Source organism: Micromonospora sp. WMMD714 (assembly GCF_029581315.1).
In the GTDB taxonomy this organism is placed as follows: Bacteria; Actinomycetota; Actinomycetes; order Mycobacteriales; family Micromonosporaceae; genus Micromonospora; species Micromonospora rifamycinica.
Map to the genome: position 1 here is coordinate 1,388,611 of NZ_CP120744.1, position 19,146 is coordinate 1,407,756.

At 73.4% G+C, this 19,146-nt stretch carries 13 protein-coding genes; 10 read left to right on the forward strand and 3 right to left on the reverse strand.

Annotated elements, in window-relative coordinates; all coding sequences use genetic code 11:
* The first annotated feature begins 8 nt into the window (after positions 1-8).
* The 3 genes from O7625_RS06320 to O7625_RS06330 all read left to right on the forward strand — a co-directional run bounded on the left by O7625_RS06320 (position 9) and on the right by O7625_RS06330 (position 3,591).
* Entirely contained in the window at positions 9-704 is a 696-nt protein-coding gene (locus O7625_RS06320; RefSeq protein WP_282345010.1) for a response regulator transcription factor, read from the forward strand.
* Positions 697-1,821: a HAMP domain-containing sensor histidine kinase gene (locus tag O7625_RS06325; RefSeq protein WP_282345011.1), complete on the forward strand. Its 1,125-nt coding sequence runs from the start codon at positions 697-699 to the stop codon at positions 1,819-1,821. The genes O7625_RS06320 and O7625_RS06325 overlap by 8 nt, the downstream gene beginning before the upstream one ends.
* A gap of 171 nt (positions 1,822-1,992) precedes the next feature.
* Complete coding sequence (locus O7625_RS06330) at positions 1,993-3,591, forward strand: cellulase family glycosylhydrolase (RefSeq protein ID WP_282345012.1); 1,599 nt, start codon at positions 1,993-1,995, stop codon at positions 3,589-3,591.
* Positions 3,592-3,794: 203 nt separating this feature from the next.
* On the opposite strand, the gene O7625_RS06335 is transcribed toward O7625_RS06330, so the two are convergent.
* Positions 3,795-6,434: an IPT/TIG domain-containing protein gene (locus tag O7625_RS06335; protein WP_282345013.1), complete on the reverse strand. Its 2,640-nt coding sequence runs from the start codon at positions 6,432-6,434 to the stop codon at positions 3,795-3,797.
* 417 nt (positions 6,435-6,851) lie between these two features.
* On the opposite strand from O7625_RS06335, the gene O7625_RS06340 reads away from it, so the two are divergent.
* Complete coding sequence (locus O7625_RS06340; protein ID WP_067304088.1) at positions 6,852-7,658, forward strand: SAM-dependent methyltransferase; 807 nt, start codon at positions 6,852-6,854, stop codon at positions 7,656-7,658.
* A complete protein-coding gene (locus O7625_RS06345) occupies positions 7,655-9,508 on the forward strand; it encodes a bifunctional diguanylate cyclase/phosphodiesterase (RefSeq protein ID WP_282345014.1) in 1,854 nt (617 codons plus the stop codon). Before O7625_RS06340 ends, O7625_RS06345 begins: the two co-directional genes overlap by 4 nt.
* Before the next feature lie 169 nt (positions 9,509-9,677).
* Here the strand turns inward: O7625_RS06345 and O7625_RS06350 are convergent, their stop codons facing one another.
* The gene (locus tag O7625_RS06350; RefSeq protein WP_282345015.1) at positions 9,678-12,287 is read right to left on the reverse strand and encodes a CHAT domain-containing protein; all 2,610 of its coding nucleotides are present in this window, start codon (positions 12,285-12,287) and stop codon (positions 9,678-9,680) included.
* Between the two features lie 187 nt (positions 12,288-12,474).
* On the opposite strand from O7625_RS06350, the gene O7625_RS06355 reads away from it, so the two are divergent.
* The 5 genes from O7625_RS06355 to O7625_RS06375 are packed head-to-tail and all read left to right on the forward strand — an operon-like array spanning position 12,475 to position 16,658.
* Entirely contained in the window at positions 12,475-13,788 is a 1,314-nt protein-coding gene (locus tag O7625_RS06355) for a S8/S53 family peptidase (protein ID WP_282345016.1), read from the forward strand.
* A gap of 28 nt (positions 13,789-13,816) precedes the next feature.
* Positions 13,817-14,452 (forward strand): sigma-70 family RNA polymerase sigma factor, encoded by a 636-nt coding sequence (locus O7625_RS06360; RefSeq protein WP_282345017.1) that lies wholly within the window; start codon positions 13,817-13,819, stop codon positions 14,450-14,452.
* Complete coding sequence (locus O7625_RS06365) at positions 14,427-14,891, forward strand: hypothetical protein (protein ID WP_067304074.1); 465 nt, start codon at positions 14,427-14,429, stop codon at positions 14,889-14,891. Before O7625_RS06360 ends, O7625_RS06365 begins: the two co-directional genes overlap by 26 nt.
* Before the next feature lie 21 nt (positions 14,892-14,912).
* On the forward strand, positions 14,913-15,416 hold the full coding sequence (locus tag O7625_RS06370; RefSeq protein WP_282345018.1) for a hypothetical protein: 504 nt from the start codon (positions 14,913-14,915) through the stop codon (positions 15,414-15,416).
* 42 nt (positions 15,417-15,458) lie between these two features.
* Positions 15,459-16,658 carry a cellulose binding domain-containing protein gene (locus O7625_RS06375; RefSeq protein ID WP_282345019.1) on the forward strand — a complete coding sequence of 400 codons (1,200 nt, stop codon included), beginning with the start codon at positions 15,459-15,461 and terminating at the stop codon, positions 16,656-16,658.
* 46 nt (positions 16,659-16,704) lie between these two features.
* Here O7625_RS06375 and O7625_RS06380 read toward each other — a convergent pair whose 3' ends face one another.
* A complete protein-coding gene (locus O7625_RS06380; RefSeq protein ID WP_282345020.1) occupies positions 16,705-19,059 on the reverse strand; it encodes a low temperature requirement protein A in 2,355 nt (784 codons plus the stop codon).
* Between the last annotated feature and the right edge of the window lie 87 nt (positions 19,060-19,146).

Here is a 19,146-nt window from a genome sequence, read left to right on the forward strand (position 1 = left end):
CTGCCCGCATGCGCGTACTGATCGTGGAGGACGAGCCCTACCTGGCCGAGGCCGTCCGGGACGGCCTGCGGCTGGAGGCGATCGCCGCCGACATCGCCCCCGACGGCGACGCGGCCCTGGAGCTGCTCGGCGTCAACCACTACGACCTCGCGGTCCTCGACCGGGACATCCCCGGCCCCTCCGGCGACGAGGTCGCCCGGCGCATGGTCGCCTCCGGCAGCGGCATCCCGATCCTCATGCTCACCGCCGCCGACCGGATCGACGACAAGGCGTCCGGCTTCCAACTCGGCGCCGACGACTACCTGACCAAACCGTTCGACCTGCGGGAACTCGTGCTCCGGCTCAGGGCCCTGGACCGCAGACGCGGGTACTGCCGGCCGCCGGTCCGCGAGACCGCCGGCCTGCGGGTCGACCCCTTCCGTCGGGAGGTCCTGCGCGACGGCCGTCCGGTGGCGCTCACCCGGAAGCAGTTCGCCGTGCTGGAGGTCCTCGTCGCCGCCGAGGGCGGGGTCGTCAGTGCCGAGGAACTGCTGGAACGGGCCTGGGACCTCAACGCCAACCCGTTCACCAACGCCGTCCGCATCACCGTCTCCACCCTGCGCAAACGGCTCGGCGAACCATGGATCATCGGCACGGTGCCGGGTGTCGGCTACCGCATCGACACCGGCCCCGGCGACGGGGGCACGGGAGCGGAGCGTGACTAGGGAGCCCGGTCCCAGCGTCCGCCTCAAACTGACCCTCAGCTACGCCGGGTTCGTCGTGCTCGCCGGTGGCCTGCTCCTCGCCACCGTGTGGGTGTTCCTGCTGCGGTACGTACCCGAGGTGATCGACGCCCCCGCCACGCCCGCACCGGCCCCCGGCAGTTCCCGGCTCCCCGCCCCCGTCATGTTCGTACCGAACCGCTCCGACCTGCTCCGCGCCTTCGCCCCGAGAGCGGTGGTGGTGCTGGCCCTGCTGCTGTTCTTCGGCCTGCTGGGCGGCTGGCTCCTCGCCGGCCGGATGCTCGCGCCACTGACCCGGATCACCCGTGCCACCCGGATGGCCGCGCACGGGTCGCTGTCCCACCGGATTCGCCTGGAGGGACGCGACGACGAGTTCCGGGAACTCTCCGACGCGTTCGACTCGATGCTCGAACGACTCGAGTCCCACGTCGCCGAGCAGCAGAGGTTCGCCGCGAACGCCTCCCACGAACTGCGCACCCCGCTCGCGGTGTCCCGGGCGCTGCTCGACGTCGCCCGCCGGGATCCCGCCGCGGGGCGGGGGGACCTCATCGACCGACTGCACACCGTCAACCAGCGGGCGATCGACCTCACCGAGGCTCTGCTGCTGCTCAGCCGCGGCGACCGTGGTGTCTTCACCCGCGAACGCCTCGACCTCTCACTGCTCGCCGAGGAGGCGACCGAGACGCTGCTCCCGCTCGCCGAACGGCGTCGGATCACCCTGGACGTCTCCGGTGGGGCGGCCGGCACCAGCGGCTCCCCCGAGCTTCTGCTACGGATGGTGACCAATCTCGTGCAGAACGCCATCGTCCACAACCTTCCGGCCGGCGGCACCGTGTCGGTCCACACCGAGGCGCACGGCGACATGAGCGTGCTGCGGATCGGGAACACCGGCCACCGGCTCCCGCCCGAGCTGGTGTCGACCTTCACCGAGCCCTTCCAGCGCGGGACCAGACGCGTACGCACCGACGAACACGCCGGCGTCGGCCTGGGCCTCGCCATCGTGCACAGCATCGTCCGCGCCCACGCCGGAACCCTCGACCTCGCCCCCGGCCCACGGGGAGGCCTCCTGGTCACGGTCCGACTGCCCGGCACGCCGTAGTGCCCTCCCCCGGCGGTCCGAACCCGGCACGAGGCCCCTGGCCACCTTGCCCATTCATGCATGCACATCTATTCTTTGACCGCCCGGCACCTGCCGGGACACACAGTCGAAATATCGTCGAATCGCTTCGACAACCCCGCGTGACGGTGGGCTCGAAGACGGGAGACCCTGGTGACATCCACACTCCGGAAGGTGCAGTTCGCCTTCCTCTCCGGCGTACTGGCGCTGGCCGGTTCCGCCGTCGTGACGACGAGTTCCGCGTCGGCCGACAGCATGACCCAGCTCAACGCCACCCAACTCGTCGCCGGCATGGGGGCCGGCTGGAACCTGGGCAACGCCCTGGAGGCCAACGCCAACGGGATCCCCAGCGAGACGGCGTGGGGCAACCCGGTCGTGACGCAGGCCTTCATCGACCGGGTACGCGCGGCGGGCTTCACGACGATCCGCATCCCGGTCTCCTACCTCGGAAACATCGGCTCCGCCCCGAACTACACGGTCAACGCCGGCTGGCTCAACCGGATCAAGGAAATCGTCGACTACGCCTACGGTCGCGGCCTGTACGTGCTGATCAACATGCACGGCGACGGCTACAAGACCATCAACGGCTCGTGGCTGATCTGCGACGCGTCGAACCAGACGACGATCAGAGACAAGTACCAGAAGGTCTGGCAGCAGGTCGCGACCCGGTTCCAGAGCTACGGCGAGCGCCTCGTCCTCGAATCCATGAACGAGGAGTTCGACGGGCAGTACGGCAACCCCACCCAGCCGTGCTACTCGAACATCAACGCCTACAACCAGATCTTCGTGGACACGGTCCGCCGGACCGGCGGGAACAACACCTCGCGCTGGCTGCTCGTCCCCGGCTGGAACACCAACATCGACTACACCGTCGGCAACTACGGCTTCGTGCTGCCGACCGACCAGTACCGGTCGTCGTCCATCCCGGCCAACGAGCAGCGGCTGATGATCTCCGTGCACTACTACGACCCCTGGGACTTCGCCGGTGAGGAGAACGGCACCATCACGCAGTGGGGGCCGGCCGCCACCAATCCGGCCCGGAAGTCGACCTGGGGGCAGCAGGACTTCATGGACGGGCAGCTGAAGAAGGTGCGCGACACCTTCGTCGCGCGTGGCTACCCGGTCTTCGTCGGCGAGTACGGATCGGTCGACAAGACGTCCGCCGACCCGACGAACAACAGGTACCGCGCGGACTACGCGCGCACCCTGGTGGCCACCGCCAAGAAGTACGGGGCCGCCACCGCCTACTGGGACAACGGCTACAACGGGGCGTACGGGTTCGGGCTGTTCAACCGCAGCACCGGCAGCGTCACCCAGCAGGGCATCATCGACGCCATCATGAGCGCGGTCGGCACCACCCCGCCGACCACCACCGCGCCGCCACCGACCACCACCGCGCCGCCACCGACCACCACCCCGCCACCGACCACGACCCCGCCGCCGTCGGGCGGGCGGTCCTGCGCGGCGTCGTACACGGTGACCGGTCAGTGGCAGGGCGGCTTCCAGGCCGAGGTACGGGTGACCGCCGGCAGCTCCGCGATCAGCGGCTGGACGGTGACCTGGACGTTCGCCAACGGGCAGCAGGTGACGCAGGCGTGGAGCGCGACACTGACCAGCAGCGGCCCGACGGTCACCGCCCGCAACGTCAGCTACAACGGCGCGCTCGGTGCCGGCGGCAACACCACCTTCGGCTTCCTGGCCTCGGCGGGCGGCACCAACGGCGTACCGGCGCTGTCCTGCACGGCGAACTGAGCGTGCCCTGGACCGACGCTGTCCTGCACGGCGGTTGAGCAGACCCTGAACCGGCGGGGCCGGGAGACGCGGCCAGGGGCCTGAGCGGCCACGACGGCGGTCAGGCCGCTGGCTGCCCGGCGCAGGTGCGCCACTCGGCGGGACGAGGCTGTCGGGGTGCGTCCCGGCCGGGCTCCGATCGGACCCCGGCCGGGACGTCCCGGTCAGTCGACCTGTCCGACGTGCCGCCGACGGCGGGTCAGCAGGACGAGGACGACGCCGAGGAGCGCGAGCACCGCCCCGGCGGCCAGCGGCGTGGTGACGACGTCACCGGTCACCGGCAGGTTCCGCGGGACGTAGCGGAAGGTGAGCCCGTTGGAGGCGCCACCGTCGGTGTTCACCACGACCGTGGTGTCGCCGGCCGCGCAGGGCGGCGTACGGAAGGTCAACGAGCGACCGTCCGTCGCCACGGTGACCTGGCTGGCCGGGATGACCGTGCCGCAGATGGTGACGGTGGTCCGGCCCGGCACGAACCCGGAGCCGCCGACCGTCACGGTCGTACCGCCGTCGGTCGGCCCCTGGCCCGGGGTGACGGTGTCGATGCGCGGCGGGGCGGCCTCGTAGCTGAACCCGTCCGGTTCGGTGACGTCGTCACCCGGCAGCTGCACCGTCACGTCCACCGGCCCGACCGGGCCGGGTGGGGTGACCACTGTCAGTGAGGTCCCGTCGGGGCTCACCACCAGGTTGGTGCCCGGTGTGCCACCGAAGTCCACACCGGTCGCGCCGGTGAGGCCGGTGCCGGTGATGGTCACCGTGGTGCCGCCGGTGGTCGGGCCGGTGCCCGGCACGATGGAGGTGATCGTCGGTGCGACGTACGTGAAGGACGGCGCCCCGGCGGTGCCGGCCGGGAACACCAGTCGCACCTCCGCCGGCCCGGCCGTGTTCGGCGGGGTCACCACGGTGATCGTGGTGCCGGCCGGGTCGACGGTGAACCCGGTGCCGGGCACCCCGTCGAAGGTCACCCCGGTCGCCCCGGTGAAGCCGGTCCCGGTGATGGTCACCGTGGTGCCGCCCGAGGTCGGCCCGGTCGTCGGGGTCAGCCCGGTCACGTCGGCGGCGGTGCCGTCGGCGAGGTAGGTGTAGCCGAGCGGTGCCGCCGTACCGGCGTCGGTGCCCACCAGCACGACGGCCGGCCCCACCGCTCCGGGCGGGGTGACGGCCGTCAGGGAGGTTCCGCCCGGGGCGACCGTGACGCCGGTGGCCGGCACCCCGTCGAAGGTGACGGTCGTGCCACCGGGGACGAAGCCGGATCCGGTGATCGTCACCGTCTGGCCGCCCGCCTGCGGACCCGTGTCCGGCGTGATCGACGCGGCGGTCGGCGCCGCTGCCACGTAGGTGAAGCCGTCCGGGGCGGTGGCGTTCGCGCCCGGGAGCAGCACGGTGACGTCCACCGGGCCGACCTGCCCCGGCGGTGTGACCACGGTCAGCGAGGTGCCACCCGGGTCCACGACGAGGTTGGTGCCCGGGGTGTCGCCGAAGGTCACTCCGGTCGCCCCGGTGAAGCCGGTACCGGTGATCGTGACCGTGGTGCCGCCGGCGGTCGGGCCGGTGTCCGGCACAATCGAGGTGATCGTCGGCGCGACGTAGGTGAACGTCGGCGCGGTCACCCGACCGTCCGGGAAGACCAGCTCGACCAGGGCCGGTCCAGCCGGGTTCGGCGGGGTCACCACGGTGATCGTGGTGCCGGCCGGGTCGACGGTGAACCCGGTGCCGGGCAACCCGTCGAAGTCCACGCCGGCCGCGCCGGTGAAGCCGGTGCCGGTGATCGTCACGGTGGTGCCGCCGACGGTGGGTCCGGAGGTCGGCGTCAGGCCGGTGACCGTCGCCCCGCTGCCGTCGGCCAGGTACGTGTAGCCCAGCGGCGCGGTCGCGCCGTTCACCGTGCTGACCACCACCTGCGCGGGGCCGACCGCGCCGGGCGGGGTGACCGCCGTCAGCGAGCCGCCACCCGGTGCCACGGTGACGTCGGTCGCCGGCACGCCGTCGAAGGTGACCGTGGTGCCGTCCGGGACGAAGCCCGTACCGGTGATCGTCACCGTCTGGCCGCCCGACTGCGGACCCTCGTCGGGGGTGATCGTCGCGGCGGTCGGCGCGGCCGGCGGACGCTCACAGCTGGCCTCGGCCACGATCACGGTTCCGACCGGGATGGTGGTCGGGACACCGAGGACGGTGCCCGACAGGGTGAGGACGGCCCGCACCGCGATCGCGGTCGCGCCGGTGGCGGTGGTCGTCTCGACGCGGGTCAACGCGGCGTCCAGGCTCGCGCCGACCAGCCCCGGCACCACCACTGCGGCGCTGCCCACGACGGCGGGGGTGTTCGCCGTCAGGGTCACCGCCGAGCCGAACAGCTCCAGCCCGACGAGCGTGGTGTCCGCGCTGGTCGCGCCGACCTGCGGGCAGACCGCGGTGGCGGTGGCCTCGGCGGTGTCCAGCACGTCGATGCCGAGCACCGTCAGGTTGAGGGCGGTGACGCTGGCGGACGCCGACGACGCGTCCGCCGCCCGGGTGGCGGTGACCTCCTCCACGGTGCCGCTGGCGGTCACGCCGAGCGCCCCCGGCACCGACACCGCCAGCAGCGTCTCGGTGTCGGTGCCACCGGCGGCCGGCGCGGTGGCGGTGCCGATGGTGGCGGCGGCGGAGATCACCGCTGTGCCGAGCACCTCGGCGGACAGGTCGACGACGACACCGCGGGCGGTCGCGTCGCCGGGTGCCGCCTGGGCCGGCGTCCCCACCCCCAGGGTCGCCAGGCCGGCGACCAGCACCGCCGTGGACGCGCTCGTGATTCTTCGCAGGACAGGCCTCACCGATTTCCCCCGTTCAGATGCGGATGACGGGTCTGCTCGGTGTCGCGGCAGCCGTCAACGACTGAACGAGAGGGAATCGGACAAGTTACGCATAAAGGATTTATAACTATCGGCGGCCCAGCCCGCCCCGGCGGCACCGCTCCGCGAAACCGCGCCCGGCCCCGACCGGCCGGTCGGGGCCGTCGACACCCGGGGAGATCGACCGACGCGGTCGCCGGGGACACCGCCACGGAGGCGCGGTCACCCCGCCCGCCTGACGACCACCGGCGGGTCGAGCGTCCGTACCCTGTGGACGGATCGTGGGTGGAGACCGCGGTGGCGCTGGCCTGCGGCGGGATCCCGCCGCGCTGCAGGGGTGGGAAACTTCCGATTATAGTGGCGGCGGTCACGTCACTGTGGTGATGGGGAAAGGTGGCAATGGAACGGCCGGAGTGGGCACCAGCAGATGTCGACCTCAGTCGGCCGAGCGTGGCCCGAGCCTACGACTACTGGCTCGGCGGCTCGCACAACTTCGAGGTCGACCGGGAGTTCGCCCGGCAGGCCCTGGCCGCGGTGCCGGACCTCCGTCTGGTCGCGCGGGCGAACCGCGAGTTCCTGCACCGCGCGGTGCGCTTCATGCTCGACGAGGGGATCCGGCAGTTCCTCGACATCGGGTCCGGCATCCCGACGGTGGGCAACGTGCACGAGATCGCCCAGCAGGTGGATCCGGACACCCGGGTGGTCTACGTGGACATCGACCCGGTGGCGGTGACCCACAGCACGCACATCCTCGCCGGCCAGCCGAACGCGATCGCCCTGCTGGAGGACCTGCGCCACCCGGACGCCATCCTGGGCCACCCGGAGGTCCGCCGGCTGCTGGACCTCGACCAGCCGGTCGGCCTGCTGCTCGTCTCGGTCGTGCACGCGGTTGCCGACGAGGACGACCCGTACGGCGTGATCAGGCGACTGTGGACGGCGCTGGCCCCCGGTAGCTGCGTGGCGATCAGCCACGTCACCACCGACAGCCGGCCGGACGAGATGGGCGAGGGCACCCGGCTCAGCGGCCGGACGAACACCCCGGTCACCGCCCGTACCCGCGCCCAGGTGGAGGACTTCTTCGCCGGCCTCGACCTGGTGGAACCCGGTGTGGTGTGGTCACCGCTGTGGCGTCCCGAGTCACCGGCCGAGGTCGGCGAGCACCCGGAGCGGATGAGCTTCTACGTCGGGGTCGGGCGCCGCAGGTGAACGATCGGCCCGACGCCGACGGGGTCGACGACCGGCACCGGCCGGGCGTCGAGCAGTTCGTCACGGCGTGGGCTGTCGCCCTGCACCGGGCGCACTACGTGCCGATCAGCGCCGCCCAGCGGCACCGCATCGTGGCCGGGCTGGCGGACCGCCTGGTCACCGCGGTCCTCACCGAACCGGCCGAGCCGGGCCACGGCCGGCGGATCGGTGCCGACCTGGTGGCGGCCGGCTTCGGGTCACCGGAGGCGCTCGGCGGCACGATCGCGGTCATCGGCTCGCGGTTCCTCGACGAGCTGGCCGTCGGGGCCGACCCGGCCCGCGCCGCCCGGCTGAACGACCTGCTGGCCGAGCTCGCGGCGGGCTTCGCGGCGGCCGCGCACGACCGCACCCTCCGCGCCCAGGAGACGGTCCGGCTGGCCGCGCTGGCCGCCCGCACCAAGGCCGAGGAGGCGCTCCGGGTCAGCGAGACCAGGTTCCGCCGCTTCGCCACCCACGACACGCTGACCGGACTGCCCAACCTGACACTCTTCACCGAGCAGTTGGGCCGCCTGTCCGCCGCCGAGGTGCCGATCGGCCGGGTGGGCGTCTGCTGCCTCGACGTCGACGACTTCGCGGCGGTCAACGACGTGCTCGGCCACCAGGTCGGCGACCTGCTGCTCCGCGAGATCGCCGACCGGCTCGGCGCGCTCACCGACCGGCGGATCGACCTGGTGGCGCGGCTGGACAGCGACCGGTTCGCGATCCTGGTCCGCGACACCACCTGCGCCGAGGACACCGTCAAGATCGCCGATCAGGCGCTCGCCGCGGTCGCCGCCCCGTTCCGGGTCAACGGCACCGAGGTGCCCCTGACGGCGAGCGCGGGAGTGGCCGAGGCCACCGTCGCCGACGGTGCCGCCGCGGCCCTGATGCGCGCCAGCGAGATCGCGCTGCACTGGGCCAAGGCGGACGGGAAGGCCACCCTGCGCCGGTTCGACCCGGACCGCAGCGAGGCCGACGCCGCGCGGTACCGGCTGTCGGCGGCCATGCCGGCGGCACTGCGGCGGGGCGAGTTCATGGCCGCCTACCAGCCCATCGCCGACCTCCGCACCGGTCGGCTGGCCGGGGTGGAGGCGCTGGCCCGCTGGCAGCATCCCCGGCTCGGCCTGCTGAGCGCGGCCCGCTTCATCGAGCTGGCCGAACGGACCGGCCTGGTGGTCGCGCTCGGCGCCCAACTGTTGGAGCAGGCGTGCCGGCAGGCCAGCCGGTGGCAGCGGGTCCGACCCGGCCTGTACGTGAGCGTGAACGTGTCGGTCCGCCAACTCCACCAGAACGGCCTGGCCGGCGCGGTGGCGCAGATCCTCGACCGGACGGGCCTGCCGCCGCACCTGCTCCAACTGGAGGTCACCGAGCAGGCCGTGATCGACCCGAGCGGCGTGGTGACCGAGACCCTGGCGGCGCTGATGACGATCGGCGTCCGGGTCGTCATCGACGACTTCGGCATCGGCTACGCCAACCTGGCCAATCTCCGGTCGCTCCCGCTGCACGGCCTCAAACTGGACGCCAGCCTGACCCGCTCGTCGGCGCAGCCGGCCAGGCGGCCGGGGGACCGCCGCCCCGGCACGGACGACGAGTTCCTCAGCACCGTCGTGTCGCTCGGGCACAAGCTCGGCCTGGTGGTGACCGCCGAGGGCATCGAGACCGCCCAGCAGGCCCGCCAGTTGGCGTCGACCGGCTGCGACAACGGGCAGGGTTGGCACTTCGGGCGTCCGGTGCCGCCCCAGGAGATCACCGCCGGCATCGTCGCGCGCGGGCACCGCGAGACCGTGCCCCACGACACCGGGCCGCCGCCGGTTCCCCTCCGGCGGCCCTGACGCCCGGACGGTCCGGCCCGCCCCACCGGGCCGGCGACCAGCGGTCGGATTCGGTCCGCCCGCACGGGGGACGGCGACGAGCGGTTTCCCGCCGGCCCGGCGTCGGATGGCCGGACGGTCCCGGAGGACCGCGGCCGGACGGTCCCGGAGGACGGCGGCCGGACCACCGTCAGCCGGCGCCGAGACAGACGAACGCCGCGGCGGTGGCCCGGCTGGTGCCGTCACCGGGGGCGACGAAGGCCTGCTGGGAGTCGGCGAGCGCCTGGGCCGGACGGCTACCGGCCCGCATCCGTCGGTGCAGGTCCAGCATGAGCGCGGTGGTGGGCTCGGCCGGCACCGGCAGCACGGTGGCGATCAGGCACCGTGCGCCCAGGGCGAGCAGCACGGCGGTGAAGCCCATCACCTCGTCGCCGGGCCGGACCCCGGTCAGCCCCGAGTCGCACGCGGAGAGCACCACGCAGCCGGGCGGCCGGGAGACCCGTTCCCACTCGTACGCGAACAGCGGCCCGTCGGCCAGCTCCAGGGTGGAGAACTGCGGGTTGTCGGCGCGGAAGGTGCCGTGGGCGGCGATGTGGACCAGGCCGGCCCCGTCCAGTGCGGCGGTCAACGCGTCGGCCGTGGCGTCCGCGCCGGTGAGCAGGGTGGCCCCGGGCAGGACCTGCGCGAGCCGGCGTACCTCGGCCCGGCCGGCCGGCAGCCGCGGACCGCAGGCCAGGACGGAGGGGCCGGTCGACGGTCGCCGGCCGTCCGCCCGCAGCCAGGCGGTGGCCGACGGGGCGACCGTCACGGGGCGTCCGGCGCAGGTCGGCAACCCCGACCACGGTACGGCGTGCAGGACCCCCACCGGCACGATCACCAGGGGGCGGTCGCCCAGCTGCCGCCGCAACGGATCGAAGAGCTGCCGGTCCAGGGCGGCGGCGGCGTGGTCGGCCCCGGCCCGCGCGGTGCTCGTGTCGCCGGTGGTGACCAGCCGGCGCAGCGCGAACCGGTGCCGGCGGGCCAGGTGCACCGCCCCGGGGAGCGGGCCGAGGTCGTGCAGGCCGGCCCGCCCGTCGCGGACCAGCACCGCCCGGAGCCGGTCGCCGTGGGCGACCAGTTCGACCAGCACCCGGGAGCCGAGCCGCCCGGCGAGCACGCCCACCCCGGGCGGGGTCACCACGCCGACCCCGCCGGGCACCCGGCGGGCCAGGTCCTGGATGCGCCGTTCCAGCCGGGCCTGCCGGCTGCGCAGGGCGTGCGCCGGCCGACCGGCCAGCACCGCGTCCTCCAGCAGGCTGCTGACCAGCCGGAGTTCGGTGAGCGCCGCGAGCAGGTCCGGGTCGTCCGGGGGCAGCGCCGGCCGCATCCGCAGGGTGTTCGCCCGCCAGCGTTCGGCCCAGGCCAGGGTCCGGGCCGGGGCGCCGGCGCGGATCGCGATGTCGAGGCCCTCGGCGGCCAGCTCCTGCCCGTACGTCCCGCTGTGTGCCCGCAGCTCCGTGGCACCGAGCGACGTGCGGTGCCGGTCGAGGACGGCCAGCCCCCGGCGCAGTGCGCGGGCCGCACCGGGATCGTCCCCGGTGAGCCGGCGCGACCGGGCCAGGGCGTACCAGCCCTGGGCGCGGCGGGGGGCGGTGCCCCGGCGACGGGCCTGGGCGGCCAGCTCCAGCAGGGCCACGGCCCGGTCGACGCGACCCGTGGCGGCGGCCAGCAGACCGGCCTCGATGCGGGTGGTCAGCGCCGGACCGGGCCAGCCGGTGGCGTCGAGCTGGCCGGCCGTCCGCACCATCGCGGTGAGCAGGGCCGCCGTCCGGGTGCCCCGGCGGAACTCCGCGCGCAGCTCGACGTGCCGCGCGAAGGCGGCCCAGGTGCGGCGGCCCTGCCGCCGGAAACGGACCCGGGCCTGGGCGGCGGCCGCGGTCGCGGTGTCCAGGTCGCTGGCGAGCAGCGCGGCCCGGGCCCGGGCCAGCAGCGCCTCGGCGAGGTCCGAGGCCATTCCCCTGCGGTGGAGTTCCCGGACCGCGACGGCGGCGACCTCGACCGCCTCGTCGAGCAGCGGCACCGACAGCAGCAGCTCGAACCGGTCCAGCAGCAGCGCCGGGCGCGGCACGGCGAGCCGCCGGTACTCCTCGTCGACGTCGGCGAAGCACCGCAGGGCCACCGCGATGTCGCCGCGTTGCCCGGCGGCGATGCCGCCGTTCCAGCGGGCGTCCGCCGCCGCGAGGTCGAGCCCGAGCCGGTGGAAGACCGCCGCCGCCCGGGACAGGTCGTCGTCGGTGCCTCCGGAGCCGCGGTGCGCGTTGAGCAGTCCGCGGTTGTTGCGGGCCCGGGCCTCCAGCAGCGGGTCGTCCGCGCGCTGGGCGATGTCGATGGCGATGCCGTAGTCGCGCACCGCCTCGGCGTAGCGTCCGCGGTAGTGCAGCACCACCCCCCGCTGCATCCGGGCGCGGCCGGCGTCGGCACCGGTGAGCTGGGGCAGCGCGGCGGTCACCGCCCGCAGTGCCGCGGCGGTACGACCGGCGTTGGCCAGCACGTACCCGAGGCTCATCCGGGCCAGCGCCCGGGTCCGGGGGGTGCCGGCGGCCCGTACCGCCCGGCGCAGGTGACGCAGCGCGCCGGTCAGGTCGTTGAGCTCGCGCAGGGCCAGGCCGATGGCCCGCTCGGCGGTGGACCGATCGTCGTCGGTGGCGGTCTGGCTGGCGAGCACCTGCTGGGCGATGCTGATCGCTTCGGGTGGGTATCGCTGGACGGCGTCGAGCGCCGCCTGGGCCGCCGGGGCACCGGAACCGGTGCTGTCGGGCATGTCCTAGAGAGTCCACGACGGACAGCCGCGAGTCAACGTCCGGAATCCATCGCGGGAATCTTGTCAATGGGTGTCCTGCGGGATTGCGCCAATTGACAACCGGCGATGGTGCGGAATAATTGGCGGTCGGGGAATTCGCCGCGCCCGCCATCGGTGGGCACGCTTCTCGCAAGAGCATGGAGGATCCGTGCCGCCGTCCGACCACCCCACCGTGCCGGAGCCGGGCGGCCGGCTGTCCCGGCGGCGGGTCCTGGCGCTGTCCGCGCTCGCGGCGGCGGCCCCGTTCGGCGTGATGCCGCGCCCGGCCCCGGCCCTCGGCGGCGACTCCGACGCCACCGCCTACCAGCAGGCCTTCGAGGCGGCGCTGGCGGCCGACCAGAACGTCCGCCGGTACACCGCACCCGGCCGGGAGATCCTCTACCGGCCCCGCCAGCTGCTCGCCGCCGACGCCGACGTCAAACGGGTCACCACCTGGCTGCGCAACCAGAACCACCCGGTGACGGTCGGCGCCGGCTTCGCCGGTGTCACCCGCCTGTTGTTCGACCGGGAGACCGACATCCCCGGCCTGGTGACAAAGCTGCGCGACCCGCGCCAGTGGCCCGGCCAGACCGTCCCGGCGGCACAACCGCACCACGTGCTGCTCGGTCTCGGCAACATCATGGGCAACCCGGGCACGCCACCCCGCGCCGCCGCGGCGCTGCCGCCACCCGACCCGACCCGGCTCGACCAGGGCGCAGGCGTCACCGTGGGGATCTGCGACACCGGCATCTGGCGGCAGGCCGGCACCTGTCACCCCCAGTGGCTCGGCGGCGCCTACCTGCCGCAGACCGACGACGAGGACCCGCTCTACCTGCACACCGACGTGCTCGCCCTGCAGGGCGGGCACGGCACCTTCATCGCGGGGCTGGTCCGGCAGGCCGCGCCGGGGGTACGCGTCGACCCGGAGCAGGCGCTGGATCCGACCGGTGTGGGGGACGAGTCGACGGTGGTGGCCGCCCTGGGCCGGCTCGCCCCGCAGGTCTCCGTGTTCAACCTCTCGCTGGGCGGGTACACCCTGGACGACCTGCCCTCCCTGCCGCTGGCCAACGCGGTGGCCGCGCTGCCGGCGACGAGCGCCGTGGTCGCGGCCGCGGGCAACGCCGGCACCAGCCGTCCGCTCTGGCCCGCCGCCCTGGACCGGGTGGTGGCGGTCGCGGCGGTCAGCCAGACGAGCGGCGGGCTGGTGCCGGCGGCCGACAGCTGCTTCGGCCCCTGGGTGGACGCCTGCGCCATCGGTGAGCGCCACAGCACCTACGTCGAGGGTCAGCTGCTCCTGCCCGGCCGACCGGTGCGGCAGTTCCACGGGTTCGCCGTCTGGGCCGGCACCTCGTTCGCCACCGGGCACGTCTCCGGGCGGCTGGCCGCCCTGATGACCGGCGGGGACCTCAGCGCGGCCGAGGCCCGCACGGCCCTGCTCGCCGCTCCCCGCTGGCATCCCGACTACGGGGTGCTCGTCGGATGAGCCGCGTCAGAGGTCGGGCGGTGGCCCGGTGACCGGCACCAGCGTGACCAGCCTGCTCGCCGCCGCCGCCGGTGGCGACGAGGAGGCCTGGGCCGAGCTGGTACGCCGGTTCACCCCGCTCGTGTACTCGGTCATCCGGGCGTACGACCTCGGTCCGGCCGACGCGGCCGACGTCAACCAGACTGTCTGGCTCCGCCTGGTCGAGCAGCTCGGCCGGGTACGGGAACCCGAGGCGCTGCCGGGCTGGCTGGCCACCACCACCCGACGCGAGTGCTACCGGGTGTCCCGGCTGAGCCGGCGGGCTCAGCCCGTCGACCCGTACGACGACTCGCTGGAGACCTACCACGGTTTCGCCCGGGAGTCGGCCGCGGTCGCCCCGGACGACGAGTTGCTGCGGGCGGAGCGGCGGCAGGTGTTGCGCGCGGGCTTCGTGCAGCTCCCGTCCCGCTGCCAGGCGCTGTTGGCGCTGCTGACGGCCGATCCGCCGATGAGCTACCGGGAGGTCGCCGCCCGGTTGGGCATCCCCCTCGGCAGCATCGGCCCCACGCAGGCCCGTTGCCTGCGTAGGCTGCGGGAATGCCCGGCGATCGTCGAGTTCCTCGGGGCGTCAGTCATCGGTACGAACGGGGGTGATCCGGATGGAGCCGTGGCCGCCGGTCGATGACGAGGCGCTGACGACGGAGCTGGGCGCGGCGCTGTGGGACACCGGTCCGGTCTCGGAGGCGTACCTGAGCGCGGCGTTGGCGGCGTTCACCTGGCGTACGGTGGATTCCGAGCTGGCCGTCGCCGAGCTGACCTTCGACTCCGCGGTGGACGCCGAGCTGGTCGGCATGACCCGGTCCGCCGCGTCCGCCCGGACGCTCTCCTTCCGCAGCGGATCGGTGGTGGTGGAGATCGAGGTGACCGACGCCGGGATCGTCGGGCAGCTCTCCCCCTCCAGCGGTGGACGGGTGAGTGCCCGTACCGCCGCCGGCACCTACGACGAGGCGCCGGTGGACGCGGTGGGTTTCTTCTCGTTGGGCGTACCGCCGTCGGGTCCGGTCCAGTTGTGTGCACGCACCGTCGGGTACGCGGTCTCCACCGCCTGGGTCTGCCTGCGCTGAGGCGGCTGCCAGGATGGGGCGATGGATTCCCGCCACGTCCCGCCCGAGCCCGCCGGACCCGTGGCGTACGGCGAGGACGTGGTGGTGAGCGCACACGGTTGCTACGAACTCGTCGACCACGACGGGGCACCGGAGATCCTTCCGGACGCCGCGACGGGCAACGGGGTGGTGGCGCTGGGGTCGACCGGGGCGCTGATCAGCACCGGCACCTTCCACGGCCCGTTGCGGGTGCGACTGGAGATCCACCGCAGGTCACCGCGCGTCCGGGCCGACGGATGGCACCGCATCGTGGAGGTCAGCCAGCACACGGTCAGCGGCATGGTGTCGGTGGACTCCCACTTCGCCGACCCGCCCCCGCAGCTCCCCACCTTCGTCGGCGCCCCCGACTCCTGGTACCGGATCCGGATCCACGTCGCGGGCGGGCACGCGGTCGGGCACCTGCCGTTCGGCCCCGGGCACCCCGTCGAGCGGCACCTCATTCAGATCTGGCCCACCGAGAAGGCGGCAATGCCGACCGAAGAGTGAGACATGTTGGCGCTTATCGATGTCTTGCCGCATTGTTGAGCCATGGTTGGCGTCCCCTTGTCCCCGCCGTTCCGGCGCGCCCGGCCCGGCCTGGTGGCCGCCGTCGTCTCGTCGATCGCGGTGCTCGGTGCCGGGCTGACCGCCGGTCCGGCGGCCGGTGCGGGCACCACGGCGCCCGTCCCGGCGGCGATCGGGCACCCCGCGCCCGCAGGCGTCGCGGCGCCCGTCCCGGGGCAGGCCACGGCCACGCCGCCGGGTCCGACCGCACCGTCCACCACCCCGAACACCTCGCCCTTCCCGCCGGGTGCCCCCACGAACGTCGCCGCCAGCCAGGTGCGGACGGGATCGGTCACCCTCACCTGGACGGCCGCGACGCCCGGCTGTTGCGCCATCGTCGGCTACGACATCACGTACTACATGGCCTTCGACGACGTCGTCATGTCGGCCAGCGTCGGGAACGTCACCACCACCACGATCAGCAACTACATCGGCGCGGGCCGGCAGTACTCGTTCCGGATCTCCGCCCGGGACAGCGTCGGGCACCGTTCCGTCTCGTCGGACGCGGTGACCGTGGTCACGCCGGTGACCGACACCGGACCGGACACCACCCCGCCGTCCGCTCCGCAGAACCTGACCATCGGCGACGTGACCGACTCGACCGCGACGCTCTCCTGGTCGCCGTCGACCGACGACGTCGGCGTCCGCGGCTACAACGTCTACCGCTTCGACGGCTGGTTCACCTCGGTCGTGGTCGCCACCGTGCCGGTGACGACGTACACCGTCACGCTCCCGACGTCGACCCCGCTGCGCAACCTGTTCTACGTGCGGGCCAGGGACGCGGCGGGCAACGTGTCGATCGCCTCCAACACCGTCACCGCGCCGACGACGACCACCCCGCCCACTCCGCCCACCCCACCGCCGCCCACCTGCCGGGTGGGCTACCAGAACCAGTCCGAGTGGCAGGGGGGATTCGTCGCCGTCGTGACGGTCCAGAACACCGCGGCGACACCGGTCGACGGCTGGACGCTCACCTTCGACCTCCGGGGCGACCAGCAGATCACCTCCGCCTGGAACGCCACGGTCGACCAGAGCGGTACGACGGTGACGGCCAGCAACGTCGACTGGAACCGGGTCCTCGCGGCGGACGGCTCGGCGAGCTTCGGCATGCAGGGACGATGGAACACCAGCAACGCGCCGCCGACCGGTTTCGTGCTCAACGGCAGGCCCTGCACCGTCGGCTGAGCGCACGCCGCCGGGGCGGCCCCGGGTGTGGGCCGGTGACCCGGGGTCACGTCCGGGCCGGCAGCCGGGTACGCGGGTCGCCCTGCTGCACCGCCTCGACGACGGCGAAGCCGACCCCGAGCACGGTGAGCAGCAGCAGGGAGACGACGGACGGCAGCGCCACCGTCAGCGGTGCGAGCACGGTGACCACCCCCGCGCCGATGGACCGGTGCCGGCTGGTGGTCCGGAAGATCCGTAGCCAGAACAACTGGTTGCCGGCCAGGTACAGCGCCACCCCGAGGAACAGCGTGTAGTGGCCCAGTAGGGCGCTGTGCCGCTCCTGGGAGGCGGCCAGGGTCTGGTGGAGACCGTAGGCGACCAGGACGATGCCGGCCACCATCGGCAGGTGCAGGTAGGTGTAGGCGTCCCGGGCGGTGCGTATCCGGCGGTCCCCCGTCAGGGCCACGAGCGCGATCCGGGCCGCGTCGATGCCGGTGAAGTAGCTCCACCACAGGGTGCCGAGGGCTACCACGGTCGCGACGACGACCATCAGCGTGGGGGCGGAGATCGGCCGGTCGTCGAAGGCGACGCCGATGGAGAGGACCGCCTCGCCGAAGGCGATCAGGATGACCAGGGCGTGCCGGTCGGCCCAGTGCCGGACCAGGCGGATCTGCCACAGCCGCTCACCGGCCCGGTAACCGCCGACGTACTGCACGACCAGCGCGGCGGCCCAGAGCAGCGTCATGGCCGGATGGCGGCTCACCCGTTCGGGGGCGATCACCTCGATGACGGCGATCCCGGTCAGGATCAGGAGGGTGGCCGTGGTGGCGGCCACCCGGCTGTGGCCGCCCCGCAGGTCGGGATTCTCGCGGACGATCTGCCGGAAGATCAGCCCCTGCAGCAGTTGGATGACGACGTAGCACCCGATGACCAGGAGGGGCCCGGGCAGGCTGCCGGGCAGCGGGACGAACGCCTGGGGGATCGCCAGCCCGATCAGCAGCACCGCCATCATGATCCCCGCCGTGCTCAGCCGTAGCAGCGTGCTGTCCTGCCGGACCGCGTTGGCGAGCCAGGTGTACGACGTCCAGGCCCACCAGAGCAGCGCCAGCAGGATCATGCCCTGGGCCAGTCCGAGCAGCGTCGGAAAGCGGTTCATCACCGCGGTGACCTCGATGAAGGCGTAAACGAACACCAGGTCGACGAAGAGTTCCCGAGGTTCGACCGACCCGACGGGGAGGTCGCCCTCGACGGACGCGTGGAGTCGGCGGTGCCGATGCCGGAAGGCGGTGTTGTCCAGCACCAACATCGCGCAGGCGGCGACGACCAGCACCACGAGCGCCTGCACCTCGGATAGCCGTCCGACCACCGTCAACAGCACCGCCAGCAGCGCCACCCCGGTCAGCGGACCGCGGCCCAGCAGCCGGACCGCCCGCCACTCCACCGCGACGAGCGCGCCGAGGTAGAGCAGCACCCCGCCGTACAGGATGATGGTGCCGGCCGAGGGCCACGGGTGCGTGCCGCCCGGGGTGCCGTGCGTGTTGAGGTGCTTGAGCCCCAGCGCAAAGAAGATCAACCCGCCGATCATGGGCAGGTGCAGCCCGCTGTAGACGTCGCGCCCGACCCGGGCGCGGTCCTTCCCGGCACTGGCGTTCAGCGCCCGTTCGATGATCACCTTGGCCAGGTCGAAGTAGCTCCACCACAGCACGAAGACCACGGTGATGCCCAGTACGGCCCCGCCCGCCAGCTGGGCGGTCACCGGGCGGTCCACCCCGAGCCCTTCGCTGGCGCCGATCGAGATGATCGTCTCGCCGAGCGCGATGAGCACGATGAGGGCGTGCCGTTCGGCCAGGTGCCACGGCGAGACGACCCGCCAGCCACCCCGGCTGGCCACCACGAGGATGAGCGAGTCGATCAGGAGGGCTCCCGCGAACAGCGCCATCTGCACCGGTGCGGCGTCGACCGTCGCCGGGAGCAGGGGCGGCACCACGGCGGAGGCGAGCAGCACCAGCCCGCCGACGATGAAGATCAACCATGCGACCACCACCGACCGCCGTCCGCCCTCGCCCCGGTGGCTGACGAACGTGAGGACGACCATGGCGGTCGCCCGGATCAGCAGGTATCCACAGATCAGCACCAGCGGGCCGGGCAGCCCGCCCGGCCGGTCGGTGAACGCCTCGGGTATCGCGACCCCGATCACCATCAGGGCGGCGGCGATGCCGAGCATGATCGGGGGCATGATCCCCCGGTCGAGGTGCACCACGTTGCCGAGCCACACGCACGGTGTCCAGCAGTGCCAGAGCAATAGGATCACGAGTACGCCCTGGACCAACCCGAGAGGGCTGAAGTGCGCGCCCATCAGCGTGGTGACGGCCAGGAACGCGAACACGAAGAGCAGGTCGACGAAGAGCTCGACCCAGCTCACATCGCCGATGGCCCCGGGGTCACGGGCCACCAGACGCCGCCCCCCGGCTGTCGGGTGGGGCGCGGGATCGTCCCTCCGCACCCGCTA